The 15,505-nt window shown below is 66.5% G+C and carries 11 protein-coding genes; all 11 read right to left on the minus strand.

Going from position 1 to position 15,505, the window contains the following annotated elements:
• The 11 genes from AC56KZ_RS13710 to AC56KZ_RS13760 all read right to left on the minus strand — a co-directional run bounded on the left by AC56KZ_RS13710 (window position 1) and on the right by AC56KZ_RS13760 (window position 15,492).
• Window positions 1–474: a hypothetical protein gene (locus AC56KZ_RS13710; RefSeq protein ID WP_497162727.1), complete on the minus strand. Its 474-nt coding sequence runs from the start codon at window positions 472–474 to the stop codon at window positions 1–3.
• Entirely contained in the window at window positions 474–2,210 is a 1,737-nt protein-coding gene (locus AC56KZ_RS13715) for an extracellular catalytic domain type 1 short-chain-length polyhydroxyalkanoate depolymerase (protein WP_497162728.1), read from the minus strand. The genes AC56KZ_RS13710 and AC56KZ_RS13715 overlap by 1 nt, the downstream gene beginning before the upstream one ends.
• A 312-nt stretch (window positions 2,211–2,522) precedes the next feature.
• A complete protein-coding gene (locus AC56KZ_RS13720) occupies window positions 2,523–3,545 on the minus strand; it encodes a porin (RefSeq protein WP_497162729.1) in 1,023 nt (340 codons plus the stop codon).
• A 321-nt stretch (window positions 3,546–3,866) separates the two neighbouring features.
• Window positions 3,867–5,840 carry a DUF885 domain-containing protein gene (locus AC56KZ_RS13725; protein ID WP_497162730.1) on the minus strand — a complete coding sequence of 658 codons (1,974 nt, stop codon included), beginning with the start codon at window positions 5,838–5,840 and terminating at the stop codon, window positions 3,867–3,869.
• Between the two features lie 78 nt (window positions 5,841–5,918).
• Window positions 5,919–6,392 carry a hypothetical protein gene (locus AC56KZ_RS13730; protein ID WP_497162731.1) on the minus strand — a complete coding sequence of 158 codons (474 nt, stop codon included), beginning with the start codon at window positions 6,390–6,392 and terminating at the stop codon, window positions 5,919–5,921.
• Window positions 6,389–6,871, minus strand: coding sequence for a hypothetical protein (locus AC56KZ_RS13735; protein ID WP_497162732.1), 483 nt, complete (start codon window positions 6,869–6,871; stop codon window positions 6,389–6,391). Before AC56KZ_RS13735 ends, AC56KZ_RS13730 begins: the two co-directional genes overlap by 4 nt.
• A 29-nt stretch (window positions 6,872–6,900) precedes the next feature.
• Entirely contained in the window at window positions 6,901–11,067 is a 4,167-nt protein-coding gene (locus AC56KZ_RS13740) for an SNF2-related protein (protein WP_497162733.1), read from the minus strand.
• Window positions 11,064–13,013: a dipeptidyl-peptidase 5 gene (locus AC56KZ_RS13745; RefSeq protein ID WP_497162734.1), complete on the minus strand. Its 1,950-nt coding sequence runs from the start codon at window positions 13,011–13,013 to the stop codon at window positions 11,064–11,066. Before AC56KZ_RS13745 ends, AC56KZ_RS13740 begins: the two co-directional genes overlap by 4 nt.
• Window positions 12,895–14,154, minus strand: coding sequence for a PEP-CTERM sorting domain-containing protein (locus AC56KZ_RS13750; RefSeq protein ID WP_497162735.1), 1,260 nt, complete (start codon window positions 14,152–14,154; stop codon window positions 12,895–12,897). The genes AC56KZ_RS13745 and AC56KZ_RS13750 overlap by 119 nt, the downstream gene beginning before the upstream one ends.
• A 279-nt stretch (window positions 14,155–14,433) precedes the next feature.
• Window positions 14,434–14,745 (minus strand): hypothetical protein, encoded by a 312-nt coding sequence (locus tag AC56KZ_RS13755; protein WP_497162736.1) that lies wholly within the window; start codon window positions 14,743–14,745, stop codon window positions 14,434–14,436.
• Between the two features lie 138 nt (window positions 14,746–14,883).
• Window positions 14,884–15,492, minus strand: a complete 609-nt coding sequence (locus AC56KZ_RS13760) for a hypothetical protein (protein ID WP_497162737.1) — start codon at window positions 15,490–15,492, stop codon at window positions 14,884–14,886.
• Window positions 15,493–15,505 lie beyond the last annotated feature (13 nt).

The following is a 15,505-nucleotide window of genomic DNA, read 5'->3' on the forward strand; positions in this document are numbered from 1 at the left end:
TCAGCGGCTGTTTGCGGCGGGTGGGCGCCGTAGCGCTTCGATGATGGCGCCTGCCTCGGCCGGCACCGTGTCGCTGCGGCGCCGCATGCTGCCCTCCACGTCGACGCATGCCAGGCTCGGGCCGGCTGCGTCATAGCGGCAAACGATATCCTGGCCTGCCTTCCTTCCCGGTGGCAGGAAGGGGCGAATGACCAGCGTACTGCCGTCGAACGTCGCCCGCACCGGCAAACCGATGATCGCACGCGCGTCCGGTTTGCCTGCTTCGGCGCCGTCGAGGCGCCTGGCCGGAGCGGACGAGGCGCCCATCACGCCAAAACCGTCCGCCTCCAGGTACAGTTCGGTTTGCCTAGTGCTGCCCGCATGCAGCGACTCCGCCGTTCCCCAGCTACCCGCCAGCCAGGGCGGCAACTGCCCCGCGGCGTCGGCTGCCACGGGCATGGCCGCGGCGAGCATCAGCAGCAGCGCGCCCGGCATCAGGGGCAGTTGCCGATGACGTAATAGCCGGCCGCGGTCTGCGCCAGCGTGCTCGTATAAAACGTGTTGTTCAGCCCCATGTTCTGGTTCGAACCATTCGCCAGCGCATAGCCGCCGCTGTTGTAGGCACGTCCCGCCGTCACATGGGCGTAATTGCTGGCAGTGGTCGTGGTGCAGGCGAAACCCGACGTCGTGCTGGCGCTCACCGTTGCCGAGCGCGCGCTTTCCACCCCGCCGTTGCCGAGCGCCGAGACTGCATAGGTGTAGCTGGTGGCCGCCGCCAGGCCGGTATCGGTATAACTGGCCGATGCCACTGCCGCCGCATTGACTTTGGTGCCGTTGCGGTAGACGTTGTAGCCGACCGCGCCGTTCGACGCATTCCAGCTCAGCGCGATGCTGCTGGCGGTGCGCGCGCCGACCGCCAGGCCGGCCGGGGCCTGCAATGCTGGCGCCGTCCCGACCAGGAATTGGGCGATGGCGCAGGCGTTCGAGCTGAGTCCGGTCGTGCTGTCGGTGGCCGTGACGCTGCCGCTGTAATAGCCGTCGGCGCGCGCCGAATACGCCTTGCTGAAGCTTGCGCCGCTGCCGGCGGCCGCATCGTTCACCGGCGTCGGCCCGTTCAGCACCACCTGGTAGCTGCCGATGGTACCGGCCGCGGTGCCGTTGACCGTCACGGTGGCGCCGGAGACGCTGGCGCTGCAGGACGTCATGGTCGGCGCTGCCGCCCGCGCCACGCGCAGGTTGTTCCTGAACCAGAAGTCCATCACGAAGGCCGGATAGTTCACCTTGGTGGCGTCGACGTAGTTGGCGTTCTGGCCGCCGGCGCCGGCCGGCCAGGCGTGGCCCATCCCGGTGACCGTGATTTCCGAGGTGCGCAGCTTGCCGTTCGCGTCCGTATGCGGGATGTTGCTGCCGCCGGTCGGCACGCTGGTGGCCGCGCCCTTGGTGTAGGTGCCGCCGTAGGCGACGCGCATGGCCGCCGCGTCGAGCGGGCCATAGCCCTGCGCCACCGTGTAGTCGTTGGTGCCCCAGATCACGCTGGCCACTTGGGTGGCGAACTGCGGCGCATTGGCGCCGGCCAGGTTCTTGCAGTTGTTGCCGGCGCTCGTGGCAGTGACGCCGGCCGGCACCGTGCCGATCTGGCTGGAAGACGCACCCAGCGCCGGGCCCGCATTGATGCCGATGCCGGCAAAAATGTCCGGCGCCAGGCAGCCCAGCACCATCGTCTCGGCGCCGCCTGAGGACAGGCCGGTGACGTACACCTGCTTCGGATCGATCGCGTACTGCGGATTGCTGACAAAACGGTTGATCAGGTCGAGCAGCACGCCGCTGTGCCCGGTGCTGCGACTGTGCGTGGATTTGGCCCAGTCCCAACAGTGAAAGTTGTAGACGTTGCCGGTCGCGTTCGGGGCCAGGATCACGGCGCCGGTGCTGTCGGCGGCGCCTTTCCAGTTATAGCCCTTGTCGGACGTGCCGTCGATGATGTCGCCGGCCGCGGTCTGGGCGCAGCCGTGCAGCACCAGCACCAGGGCGCGCTTGCCGGCCAGGGTGGGCGCGGTCGACGGCCAGTAGTAGTAGCCGGTCAGCGCGCCGCCGTTGACGGTGTCGGTGGCCCAGGTCTGGTTGCCGCTCCAGGCGCCGGGACCGGCCTGCACCTGGGCCTGGGCGCCAAGCCAGGGAGCGAGCGCGGCGAGCAGGAGAGCCTGGCGGGCTGCCTGAGGGAAGGAAAAAGCCATGGTGAACCTCCGTTGCGTGTAAAACACTGCAAAAAGCCCGGGCGAGCGGAAACGCGGTGGCGCAAGGAGGCCGTACCGGGACGTGGCACAAAGGGAAAAAAAGGCAGCCGTGGGGGGCTAGGAGGTGGGCGAAGGAAGGGTATGCATGGCTGGTCTCCGATTATCAGTTTTATTGTCGCGACAGTGAAATTGCACACTGCGTCGCCAACTGATTCTAGACCTGCGGAAATTGTGCACAAGCGGAGCGCAGGCACGCCGCTTGTGCGGTTTTGCACAGCGGACCGGCAGGCCGGTCCGCTGCTGGCTGCGTGCTTAGAACGAGTGGCGCACGCCGACGTTGAACACCGACGGATCGGCGCCGAAGGCGGTGGCCGGCGGGTTGAAGGCGCCGCCTGCCGAGGCCAGGCCGAAGTTGCCGGTACCGTTGTTGTTCACGCGGGCGTAGGTGCTGTACAGGTTGGTGCGCTTGGACAGGTTATAGCTGTAGGCCAGCGTGAAACCCTTGCCGCGGCCGTTGCCTGCGTCCTGGCGCTGCTGGTGTGCGGCGATGAAGAACTTGTTCGGGCCGGCGGTGAAGTTGCCGCCCACGATGTAGTGCTTGTACGCGTTGTTCGGACCGATCAGGTCGGTACGCATGTAGCTGCCGCGCAGTTCGAAGGCGCCGAAGGTGTAACCCGCGCCGAAGCCCAGTTCCTTGTCGTCGCCGATCGTCAGGCGCTCGACCTGGTGATAGGCCGCTCCCAGGTAGACCGGGCCGTTGCGGTATTCGAGACCGCCACCGACCAGGTTGCCGGATGGGTCGCTCGGCGTGCGCTCGCCCGCGCTGTATGCAGCCAGGGCCGAGAAGCCGCTCATGGCCTCGCTCTTGTAGTTGACCGAGTTCGACAGACGGCGGGTCGCGCGGTTGGCGCCGAAGCCGGCCAGGCTCGAACCATAGAAGCCGTGGCCCAGTGGATCGCTGGCCAGGATCACGATGGCGACCGGGCTGTACTCGCGGCCGACGGTGACGGTGCCGAACTTGCCTTGCAGGCCGACAACGGCGCGGCGCTGGAACAGGCCGGCGGCATCGGCGGCGCCGCTGTCGACGGCGACACCGGCTTCGATGTTGAAGAGTGCCTTCAGACCATTGCCCAGGTCCTCAGTGCCGCGGAAACCGATGCGGCTGGTGGACTGGGTGCCCGAACTGATCGCGGTGCGGCGGCCGACGCCAGGCGCGTCCGCATCTTCGCTGTTGATCGAAGCATCGGCGACGCCGTAGATCGTCACGCTCGTCTGTGCCTGTGCCGCCAGCGGCGCGAGGGATAACATGGCGATGGCCAGGATAGTCTTTTTCATTGATGGTCTCCGGTGATTAATATGGGGTTTTCCGAAACGCCGTTCTCGTTGTCTTTCAGGACAAAAACGAGCTGCTGCAAAACGCTAACGTCACCATGCATTTTTTTACGATGCTGCGAATTCTAGCTTTTCACGTGTTCGGTTTCTCAGAAGCATGTGCGTTACGGCAAAGCTTACCCATGATCCACCGCAATACTTTCGGATTTCTTACATGGCTGTTGCGTATAGCTGACAAATTGACCAAATATTTCCATTTCCGCAGCTCAACAACGAAAAACCGGGACACATGGTCCCGGTTTGCCTGGCATGCAACGACGCTGCTTAGTCGCGCATCAGCTCCGCGATCATCTTCACCGGCGCGTTGCCGTAGCTGAGGAACTGGTCGTGGAACTGCTTCTGGTTGAAGCGCTCGCCCAATTGCTGGCGGCGCTGCTCGCGCAATTCCATGATCTGTTCGTAGCCGCTGAAGTAGCTGGTCAGCTGCACCGACGACAGCTGCACGCGGCGCCATTTTTCGGTCGCTTCCTGGCGCGTCTGGAAGGCCTGGCGCGTCAACAGGTCGAGCGCTTCCTCGCGGCCCATGCCGTTCACGTGCACCGAGTAGTCGAGGATGGTGTTGGTGACGCTGCGCAAATTCCACTTCGAGTACATCAGCCACATTTCGGGCGCATTCCCGCCATAGCCCGATTCGAGCATCATGCGTTCGCCGTACACGGCCCAGCCCTCGACCATTGCGCCGTTCCCGAACAGGGATTTGACCAGCGAAGGCGAGCGGTTTGCATGCACCAGCTGGGCGTAGTGGCCGGGAATCGCTTCGTGGATGTTCAGGATCTGCAGGATCCACTCGTTGTATTCGCGCAGGCTGCTTTCGGCCTGCTCGTTCGACAAGCCGTCGAGCGGCGTCACGTTGTACCAGGTCTTGTCCTTCGGGCGGTAAGGGCCCGGGGCGTCGATGCTGGCGCCGGCCACGCCGCGCTGGTACATCGGCGTTTCGCGCACCTCCAGCGGCTTGCCCGGGTCGAGCGTGAGCAGGTCGTTCTTGACCACCCAGTCGTGCAGCAGCGGGATCTGGCGGCGGATCTCGGGGAAGAAGTTTTCGCGCGCGACGTGGCGGCTTGAGAGCTTATCGATCAGCATGCCGATCTTCTGGAAACGGTCGCGCGGTTTCGCCGTTCCCGCCATGTAGCGCGGCCAGAGCTCGTCCGAGATCGTGTTCATGCGGGTGAGAAGTTCTTCGCGCGCGGTCAGGGCCTTGCGATAGGTCTGCTCGGCGCTGCTGGCCGACTGGATCTCGAGCGCGAACTTCTGTTCGTACAGGGCCTTGCCGAGCTTGAACGGGCGCGCAGTCCCGCTTTGCGCCTGGGTCGTTTCCAGGTTCGTCAGGAAGTCGACATACGCCAGCACGGCGCTGCCGGCGCTGGCGATGCGGCGCGCGAACAGCGCCTTTTCCTGGGCATTCAGGATCGAGCCTTGCGCTGCCTGGCCGAGGTCGGCCAGCACCACCAGCGTGCCCGGCGCCTGCGAGATCGCCAGCTGGGTGTGCTCGCGCGTCGGGTTGGCGATGCTGGCCTGGGCCGCCTGGTAATACGCCGGCACGTTCGCCAGCCGCTTGAGGATGGTGCGCAGGCGCTGCGGCTTGGCGGCGTACTCGGTGTTCAGGATCAGGTCGAGCGGCTGGGCGATGTTGTAGATCGACGGGTTCCACTCGAATTCGCGCAGGGTCGTCAAACGCCAGCGGTCCGTCTCCAGCTTGTTGACCAGGAGCGCGAGGTCGGTACGCTGGCGCGGCGACAGCTGGCGGGTGTCGAGCTTGCGCAGTTTTTCCAGCCATTCGTTGGCAAACGCGAGCTTTTTGGCGCGCGTCGGCGCGTCGGGAATGGTCAGACTGGCGGCCGCTTCGAACTTGCCGACGCCGATGGCGCCTTCCGGATCGACGCGCCACAAGGCGGTGAGGTATTGCATGGCGAGCGTGTCGGCGCGGCGGTCGAGGCGCTTTTCGTTCGATGCCGGTGCCGGCGACGGCGCCTGCGCGTTGTCCTCGACGGCGCTGGCCGCCACGGCCGCGGTGGCGGCGGCAGTCGCGGCAACGGCTTTGCCTTTGCCTTTTACGCCCGCCTTGGCGTCCGCCTTGGTGAGCCTGGCTTTGGCCTTGGGCGCGGCCAGGCGCTTGGCGGAACTTTTGGATTTGACCACCTTGGCCGCTTTCGGCTTGGAGGATTTGGTCGGTTTCGCAGCAGCTGGCGCCAGTGCGAGGCTGGCGATGATGGCGGCCAGCGCAAGTTTTGTTTTGATCATGTATTCGGCCCGTAAATATGTGAAGTCGGGTGGGCGACGCGGCTCTGCCCTATGCAGCAGCGCGCCAGATTAGCATTTTTAGCGCGGCTTGCGCGGTTTCGCTGGTGTCGCAAATGCCGAGCCCAGTGCGGCCAGGGCCGCGGCGGGTTGCAACAGGCTGGCCGCCTGCGCGACCTCGGGCGGGACCCAGTCGGGAAACGGCACGACCTGGTTTTGATGATGGCCGCGCGCCGTGTGCACCTGCGTCACGCGCGCCAGGCCGGTGCGCTCGAACAGGGGCGCGGCGGCGACCAGGGCCGGCCACAGGCGCCGGTGTATCAGCGTGATTTTATGCTCGACCAGCCGGCACACGAGCAGCTCCGGGTCCAGGCTGACTGCCTGCAGCACGGCGAAGATGCGCTTGCCTTCGGGATGGCCCCACCAGCTGCCGCCGATCGGCGCGCCGACGATGGCATGGGTGAGTGTCGGCACCGGGCCGCGCGCCGACGCGAGCACCACGCCGTGCTCGCGCACGAAAACCAGCGCTTCCTCGACGTTCGCCAGCCCCGTCAATCGATCACACCCGCGCGGATCAAGGCCTGGTGGCGCGCGTTGAGCAAGGCGACGGCTTGTTTGCCGCGCGCGATATTCGTGAGGACGATTTCGCTGCGGTGCGTAAAACGGTGGCCGACGCGGATCGTGTACGAGCGTGTCAGCCAGCTTTTGAAGCCATTGAAATAAGTCGCTTCGTCCATGTCGCGCCACTTGACGCCCTTGATCCCGGTTTTCCAGGGCAGCACGCCGGCGTGCACCCAGACCCCGAGGTCGTCCATGTACAGCTGGACGCTGCGTACATACAGGAATTCATAGGTCACCAGCAGCGCCGACACGATCAGCACCGCCAGCGCGGCCGTCTCGTTCCACAGGAAGGCGGCCGGCAGCAGCACGCCGAACAGGATGGCCGCCAGCGCCGCGACGCCGGCATAGGCCAGCCACGACTTTTCGCCGATGACCTGGGCAGCCGGAGCGGCGGGCGCGTTCTGTTCGTCCATGGAGATGTTCCGTTACAAAAGCGGAATCATCACATGGATCGGACGCGTACGCCAGAGGACTCGCCCAGCCCCTGGTGCAGCATCGCCAGCATGTCGCTTGCCGCCATGCGCGCCGAGACGTCGCCGCCTTCGAGCAGGCTTTCGGCCAGGTCGCGCTTGTGGCGGTGCAGGTCGACGATGCCTTCCTCGATCGTGTGGCGCGCGACCAGGCGGTAGATCGTTACCGGGCGCAGCTGCCCCATGCGGTGCGCGCGGTCCGAGGCCTGGTCTTCCACCGCCGGATTCCACCACGGGTCCATGTGGATCACGTAGTCGGCGGCGGTGAGGTTGATGCCGACCCCGCCCGCCTTCAGGCTGATCAGGAACAAATCGCCCTCTCCGGCCTGGAAGGCGTCGACCCGCCGTTTGCGCTCCTGCATCGAGGTCGCGCCATCGAGGTACTGGTAGCGGATGCCGCGCGCATCGAGGTGCTTGCGAATCAAGGACAGGTGATCCACGAACTGGCTGAACACCAGCGCCTTGTGGCGGTTTTCCAGCAGCCCTTCGACCAGGTGGGCAAAAGCGGCCAGCTTGCTGCTGGCGATGCCCAGGCCGGGCGCCACCAGTTCCGGATTGCAGACGGCGCGCCGCAGCCGCATCATCTCGGCCAGGATCGCGATCGATTTCTGGTTCTGCGGCGCCTCCAGCGAGGCCAGTTTATCCAGCGCTTCGCGGCGCAGCGACTCGTACAGGGCCATCTCTTCCTTGCTGAGTTCAACCGGCAGCACGATCTCGGTGCGCGGCGGCAGTTCGGTCAGCACCTGGCTTTTCGTGCGGCGCAGAATGAAGGGCTGGGTCAGGCGCCGCAGGCGGGCCCGGGCGCCCGCTTCGGCACGTTTGTCCTGGGCCTTTTCGATGGGGCCGGCAAAGCGCAGCTGGAACTGGTCCGGGCTGCCGAGCAGGCCCGGATTGATGAAGCGGAACAGGTTCCAGAGTTCGCCCAGGTGGTTTTCCAGCGGCGTGCCGGTGGCCACCATCCGAAAATCCCCCTGCAGCGCCATCACCGCCTGCGAGCGCCGCGTCATGGCGTTTTTAAACGCCTGGGCCTCGTCCATCACGATGGTGTGCCACTGCTTTTTGGCGAACAGCGGCGCTTCCAGCTGCAGCAGGCCGTAACTGGCAACGATCACGTCGAAGGGACCGGCTTGCTCCAGCATCGCGGCGCGGTCGCCGGGGCCGAACAGTTCGATGTTCAAGGTCGGCGCGAAGCGCGCGCTTTCCGCGATCCAGTTGGTGCAGACCGTGGTCGGCGCCACCACCAGGGTCGGGCCGTTCGGCGCGCGCAGCAGGATCAGGGCCAGCGCCTGCAGCGTTTTGCCGAGGCCCATGTCGTCGGCCAGGCAGGCGCCCACGCCCCAGTGCGCCAGGCGCGCCAGCCACTCGAAACCCTCGCGCTGGTAGTCGCGCAGCTCGGCCTGCAGGGTGGACGGCAGCTGCGGTTCGTATTTCGCCGTGTCCGCCATTTTTTTGAGGTGCGCGCGCCAGGCCCTGTCGGCTTCGACCTGCCCGGCGGACGAGGCCAGGTCTTCCAGCGCCGAGCTGGCCAGCGGGTGCACGCGCAATACCTCGCCGTCGGCGTCGGTAAAGGCGGCGACGTCGAGCAATCGGCGGTGCAGCTCGTTCGTCAGCGCCATGAACTGGTTGTCGCCGAGCGCGACAAAACGCCCGTCCCCGGCGCGCACCTTGTCGAGCAGCTCGCGCAGGTCCATCACGCGGCCCTCGTCGATCACGACCTCGCCATTGGCCGCGAACCAGTCCTTGTCGCGCTTGATATTCATGCGCACCGATTTCGCCGTCACCTTCTTGCTGACGCGGAAAGGCTCGCCCTCGGGCCAGGCGATCAGCACTTGCGCAGCGTCGAACTCCTGCAATTCGCTCACCAGTTCCAGGCACTGGATGGGCGAACCGAGCAGCCATTCGTCGTGCTCCGGCTCGGCCCCTTCCAGCGCATGGCAGGCGCCGATCAGCGCGCGCTCGGCCTCGCGCTCGGCGTTCAGGTTGCGCTTCGCTTCGGTGCGCACGCCATTGAAATCGGCGATCACGCGCTCGGCGCCGCTGCCGGGCGCGTAGTAGGCGCCGGTGTTCGGGAGCGGGCGCACCAGGATGCGCATGCGCAGGCCCTGCTGGTAGGGCAGCAGGTGCACGTGCAGGCGCGCGTCGGCGTCGATCCGTTCGATGTCGGCGGCGCTGGCGCCGATGTCTGACTGCACGGTGACGATCGAGGAAATCGCGCCGATTGCCTGCAGCACCCGCACCTCGGCTTCGAGCGGCACCACCAGCGCCTCGCCGACGATGGCGCCGATGCGGCGGTGCTCGTCGCGAATGCGCACCACGCGCAGGCGGGTCGGCGTCTCGCGCGTGACGACGACGTCGCCGCTGCCCTCGCGCAGGGGCGGGTTGAGGGTGATCGTCACGTGCGCGCGCGCCGCTTTCACCAGCAGCTCCGGTTCGCCCGGCAGCAGTTCGACCCGGGTGCCGGGCGACTCGAACCAGAACAGCAAGGGGTGGCCGATCAGGGCCGCCAGCGCCTTGTCGAGGTCGAATTCGTAGCGCAAGCCGCTGCTGTAGTACTGGCGCGCGGCGCCGATGGTCGAGACGACCAGTAAATCCTGGGCGGTGAGGAAGTCGAGGGTGGCGCCGCCTTCGATCAGGCGTTTCAGGCCGACCGGACGGCCGCGGCTCCAGGCGCCCTGGGTATCGCGCTTCTGCTCGCGCGGTTCGATTTCCTGCACGCCCAGGTGCGGGTCATGGCGGATCAGCCAGACCAGGCGCGACTCTTTCACCACTTCGACAGTGACTGCCGGCTGCAGGTTGATCAGCGCGTTGAGCTGGCGCTCCCAAGGCTGCTCGCGCTCGAACCAGTGGCTCATGTCGGTAAATCGGTGCTGCTGGCGCAGGGCGATGGCGCGCTGCTCGTGCTGCACGGCGCCGGCCGCGCCGATCTGGCCCAGCAGGGCGGCCACCTGGGCGCTGAGGAAATCGAAACCGGCCGTTTCCGACTGCACCAGCGCTTCTTCCAGGCGGGCGCGCTGGCTCGACAGCTGCGGCATGCCGAGCCACCAGTGCAGCAGGGCGCGGAACATCACCGGCTGCAGCGCCGTTTCCCAGTTACGCGAGGGCAGCACGTCGGCGTCGACCGTGCCGCCGCGGATCTGGCGCAGCATCGACAGTTGCTGGTAGACGGCTGTGTCGTGGCTTTGCACGGCGCGCGTGGCGCTGTCGAGATAGCCCTCGGCCGCCTTCTGGTGCTTCGGGTCGGCGCGGCGCAGCAGGGCGGCGACATACAGGTGGCCGCCGATGCCGCCGAAGACGGCTTTTCTCCTGCCGGTCTCGCGGCGCAGCAGTTTCAGGGCGGCGTCGAAGCCGGCCAGCGCTTCGTCGAGGTGCTCGCGCAGCAGCAGCACGCTGCGAAAGAACAGGGCGGTCGAATCGTCGATGTCAAACAGCAGGGCCTCGGCATCGTCCAGGCGCCCGCACAGGACCAGGTGCTCGGCCAGCGCCACGCGCAGCGCCATTGCCGCGCCACCCTGGGCGACATGGCTTTCGGCATACGCACGGATGGCGGGCGCGACGAGCGGCTCGCGCTGGGCATGCTCGACCAGGACCGCCAGCACGTCGTCGCGCAGCGCCGGGTTGATGCGCTCGACCAGGCCCGGCTCGAAGGGACGCGCGCAGATCTCGACCAGCGGGTGCAGGTAGGCCGCTTCGTGGCAGCGCAGGCAGGCGCCCAGCAGCGGCGCCACCGTCTTCGGGCCGTCGCCGCCGGCCAGCGCCATGCGCAGCAGGGACAGGCCCTGGCGGTAGCTGCGCAGCACGGGATGGCCCTGCCAGTCGCGCCGCAGCGGGCTGGCCATCTCGAAGACTTCGCGCAGCTCGGTGAAGCGGCCACTGCGCAGCAGATAGTCGAGCGCCGGCCAGGCCGCCCCTGGCGCGACGACCGTGCCGCGCGAGGCCAGTTCGGCCACCAGCCCGCGCTCGCGCAACAGCGCCAGCTCGTCCGTCAAGGCGTCTTCCGACGTGAATTCGCCGAGCGGCTCGAGGTGTTCCCGCAGGCGCGTGCGGCCGAAGGGCTCGCCGGCCAGGGCCAGCACGCCGAGGATCAGCTTCTGGTGCGCCGTGCAGGCAGCGAAGGTGTCGGGCAACTGCGTTTCGGTCATGCAGCGAGATTCTCGATGTCCAGGGAAGGCAGCCCGGCCGGCAGTGGAATACCGAACACGCGCAGGTAAAAGGCGAGTTCCGCCTCCAGGGTGCGCACGACGCTGTCGGCCTTGCGGAAGCCGTGGCCTTCGCCCTCCAGGGTGATGTAAGCCACCGGCACGCTGCGCGCGCGCAGGGCGTCGACCATGGTTTCCGACTGCTGCGGCGGCACCACCTTGTCGTCGAGCCCCTGGAAGAAGATCATCGGGCGGCTTAACGCATCGGTGTGGTGGATCGGCGAGCGTTCGCGGTAGAGCTGCTCGGACTGCGGTTTCGGCGCGATCAGGTAATCGGTGTAGTGCGACTCGAACTTGTGCGAATCGGCGTCCAGCCCGGCCAGGTCGGACACGCCGTAATAGCTGGCGCCGGCCTTGAAAACGTCGTGGAAGGTGAGGGCGCACAGGGTGGTCAGGCCGCCGGCGCTGCTGCCGCGAATCAGGAGGCGCTGCGGATCGGCCAATCCGGTTTCCGCCAGGTGCCGTGCGCCGGCCACGCAATCCTCGACATCGATGACGCCCCACTGGCCCTTGAGCAGGTCGCGGTAGGCACGCCCGAAACCGGTGCTGCCGCCATAGTTCACGTCGAGCACGGCGAAGCCGCGGCTGGTCCAGAACTGGGTGGCGAGTTTCAGGGTGCTGGCCGCCATGCTGGTCGGGCCGCCGTGGCCGATCACGATCAGCGGCGGCAGTTCGCCCGGCAGCGCTTCGACATCCTTGTTTGCCGGCGCGTAGTGGAAAGCATAGGCCGTGCGCCCGTTGGCGCTGCGGTAGCGGATGCTGCGCGGCACCGACAGGTAGCCAACGTCCGGCAGGTCGACGCTCGACTGCGCCAGCACGCTGCGCTGTCCCGACTCCGGGTCGATCAGCGCCAGCTCGAGCGCGATCGTGGGCGAGCCGGCCAGCACGGCAACTGTCTGGGACGAGACGCGCAGCTCGCGGATTTCCTCGTAGGGCGTGTCGATCGGGGTGAGAGTGCAGCCCTGGGTCGACAAGCGTGCCAGGCGGCTGACGCCGTCCTCGATATAGGTGCAGACGATTTCCTCATCCGAGCGGAAGCCGTAGAGCGAACCGCCGAAGGTCCAGTGCGGCCCGCCGAATTCCGCTTCGCGCGGGCACAGCGGATGCACGACGCCATCGTCGAAGCGGTACAAATTCCACCAGCCGCTGCGGTCGGACACGAAGTGCAGCAGGCCGCCCGGCGACCATTCGGGCTGGCAGATCGATTCGTCCATGCCGCCGGCGATCAGGCGGCCGTCGACCAGGGTGCCGTCATCGAGCACGTCGGCCACCCACAGCTCGGTGCCCTGCCACGGCATGCGCGGGTGGTCCCAGCACAGCCAGGCCAGGCGCCGCCCGTCCGGCGACAGGCGCGGCGCCGCATAAAAATCGTTGCCGTCGACCAGGATGGTCTCGCTGCCATCGAAACCGACCGCGCAGATCGTGTTAACCGGATGGGCTTCGCCGGCCAGGTGGTCTTCGCGCACCGCGACCAGGCGATTCCTTGGACGGTCGGGCACGAAGTCGGCATAGCGCACCGCCTCTTCCTTCGTGATCATGACCGGTTCGCCACCGGCCTCGACCTGGTAGAGGTGATTGTCCGCGAAATGCGAGAACCAGACCGTGCCCTTGTCGACCGCATACGCGCCGCCGCCGTATTCGTGCACGCGCGAACGCACGTTGAAGGGAGCCGGCGTGAGTTCCGCGACATCACCCGTATCGGCATCCTTGTGCAGGCGCTGCAGCGTGGTGCGCCCGGCTTCGCTGGCGCGCCCGGCCAGCCACAGCACATCAAGCCCGTCGAGGGCGACCTGCGACAGCGGCGTGGCGCCGGCCGCCACCAGGGCGGCGCTGATCGGGGAAGTCCAGGTGCCGCAGGGAGCGGCCTGTTTGCGGTTCGGCTGGGTCATGGCGTCGTGGTCCAAGAAGGTGGAACGCCATTATAAGAGCGCGGCAGGAGAGGCAGAGTCGCGCAGGCGCGTGCTGCATGGTGCGCCTGCCGTGAATGCCGGCCTGCACCGGCATTGCATCACGAGGAAACGACATCAGCCCCTTGCGCCGGCTCCCGCCATCCATGCCCGCATGGCGGCGGCGCACCGCGACCATCAGTCCGGCCAGCGTGGCGAACATGGCCAGCGTGCCCGGTTCCGGCACTTCTTCGGCCTCCAGCTGCGCTGCCGCGAACGCCTGCAGGGCTCGTGCGATCTCGGGGGTGATGCCGAGGTCGCGCGCAGTGTAGTCGGTGCCGCCCAGCGAACGCGGGTCGAGTCCGGTAACGTTACCGAAGATGGTGAGCGCTTCCAGGTAATAACCGTAGTTGCTGCCATGGTAAGCGTCGGGCGCCCACAGATTGATCTGGCCGGCGCCGATGCCGTCATACGGATTGGCGTCGGCGAGACCGCCCGCGATTGCCCGGTTCCAGGCCTCACCCACCGGAATCACGTCGCCGATGATGTTCGACGCGGCATCGGCCGCGTTGTAGCCCGCGCGCACATCCTGGGCCATCTTGTAGATCGATGCGCCATACCAGGGGCTGGTCGTGTTCCGGTAGGTCAGGTCGGCGCGCGACCATGTCGCGGTCAGGCGCACGTCGACGTTCGGGTTTTGCGCGAGGAAGGCATTGGCGAGCAGGCCCGAATACCGGATCAGCGTCTCGGGATTGCCCGGCCGGGCCGCGTCCAGCGTACTGAAACTCTGGAGCAGCACGATGTCCCAGGGTTTGACGATGGTGTTGAACCGGTTGTTATAGTGAAAATCGAGGCCGGAACCGGGCTGGGTCTCCAGGCTCACGTCGTAGTTCAGGCCCGCCTGCAGCGTCATCGCCTTGAACAGCGCCGGCACGCCGCCGATGTTCGAGCCATTCAGGTCGGTCACCGTGCCCGGCCGATAGGCTTGGACAGTCGGTGGCCGGGCGCCGGCCGGATCGCCGTAAGTGAAGCTGTTGCCGACAAACAGGATGGTGGTGGCGCAAGCGGGCAAACTCAGGCCGCCGAGTGCGAAAGCTGCAAGGATGGTCGCGCCCGAACGGCGCATGCTGCAAGCGATGTGCATTCTCTCCAATATGTTGTCATTGGCACGCAGGCGTGGCGTGCATTGATTGCCTAAGCAAATCGCGTGCCGAAACCCCGAACTACTGAACAATCAGTTAGTTAGTCACAGCGCGAGCGCTCTTTTTATTGTTGAGCTGTAAAGGGCGCCGACAATTGGCGTCCTGTTATCCCCGACGTTTTTCAAAAGCGCAGCAGAAGCCGCGCTGCGGGACGGCGTCCACGATACCGCCGCCGGCCCTATCCCGCGCGGCGGTGGCCCGGTCGATTATTCGCCTGCAGGCTATTGGTGGACGACGCCCGCACCAACTGCTGACTTTGGCCGTCCCTGTGCGTCCGACAGGCGATACTTGCGGCGACGATCCCCCATCAGGAAGCGCAGGTCGCCGACAGTCAGGCCGGTAGCCTCATGCATGCGGATCAAGAGCGAGGAGCTGACCGGCAAATGGTGGTGGCGAATTTTGCTGATGACCGGCGCAGCCACTTCGAGCATACGGGACAGGGCAGCGTCGTTTTTCAAGTGCATCTTCTGCATCAAAGCGTCAAGCAAGCGATTTGGTTCGTAGGTCTGTCCCGATGAGACGCTGTCTAGCATTTTCATACTCCAGGTTATGCGGGCGCATCAGAATTGCGCCGCCAAGGCCCGCTGGCCTTGGGGAATCGGACCCGAGCCGGCGAAACGCCGTCGATCTGGCGATGAACGAGATCGACTGCAGCTCCGCCAGCTGGCGGGCTACGAGATGCCGACCTGCGCTTTCCTGCGCCGCAGCCGCGCGGCCGCCGCGCTGCGTGCCCCGAGCAGCGCTCCCATACCCAGCAGCAGCATCGCAGCCGATGCCGGTTCCGGCACGTCGGTGGCGGCGACATCGACCCCGATGTCATCGATCACCAGGTCGCCGGTGGCCATGAAGCGCAGTGCCGTCAGCCCGCGCCAGGTCGGCACCGACAGGCTGGACAGGTCCGATAGCGCATACATGGTGTTGAGCTGCCTGCCATCGCCGAAGATGCCGGTGATGCTGAGCATTGCCGCGGTTTGGGCATCCAGGCGTCCCGCCAACAGGCGTGAAAAGCTGAACTCGCCTCCAGCGTCTGCCATGAGGCTGACCGTATTGCCATTGATCAGTACCAGGGCGCTCGTCATCGCGGCGCCCAGCCCGTCGATCGTCAGGAAGCCGCCTGCCTCGCCGGTGAGGGCGAAGCCGCTTTCACGGTAGGTGGCGCGGCCGGTGTCGTTGTCGATGTCGATGAGGGCGGGATCGTTAAAGTTGATTACGGCGGCCCCGGCAACCTGGCTCGCGCCAAGAACCAGTGCCGCTGCCAATGATCGAATGCATAATTTCATATGAGACTCCGTA

This window comes from Telluria sp. LT2P34 (assembly GCF_059685915.1).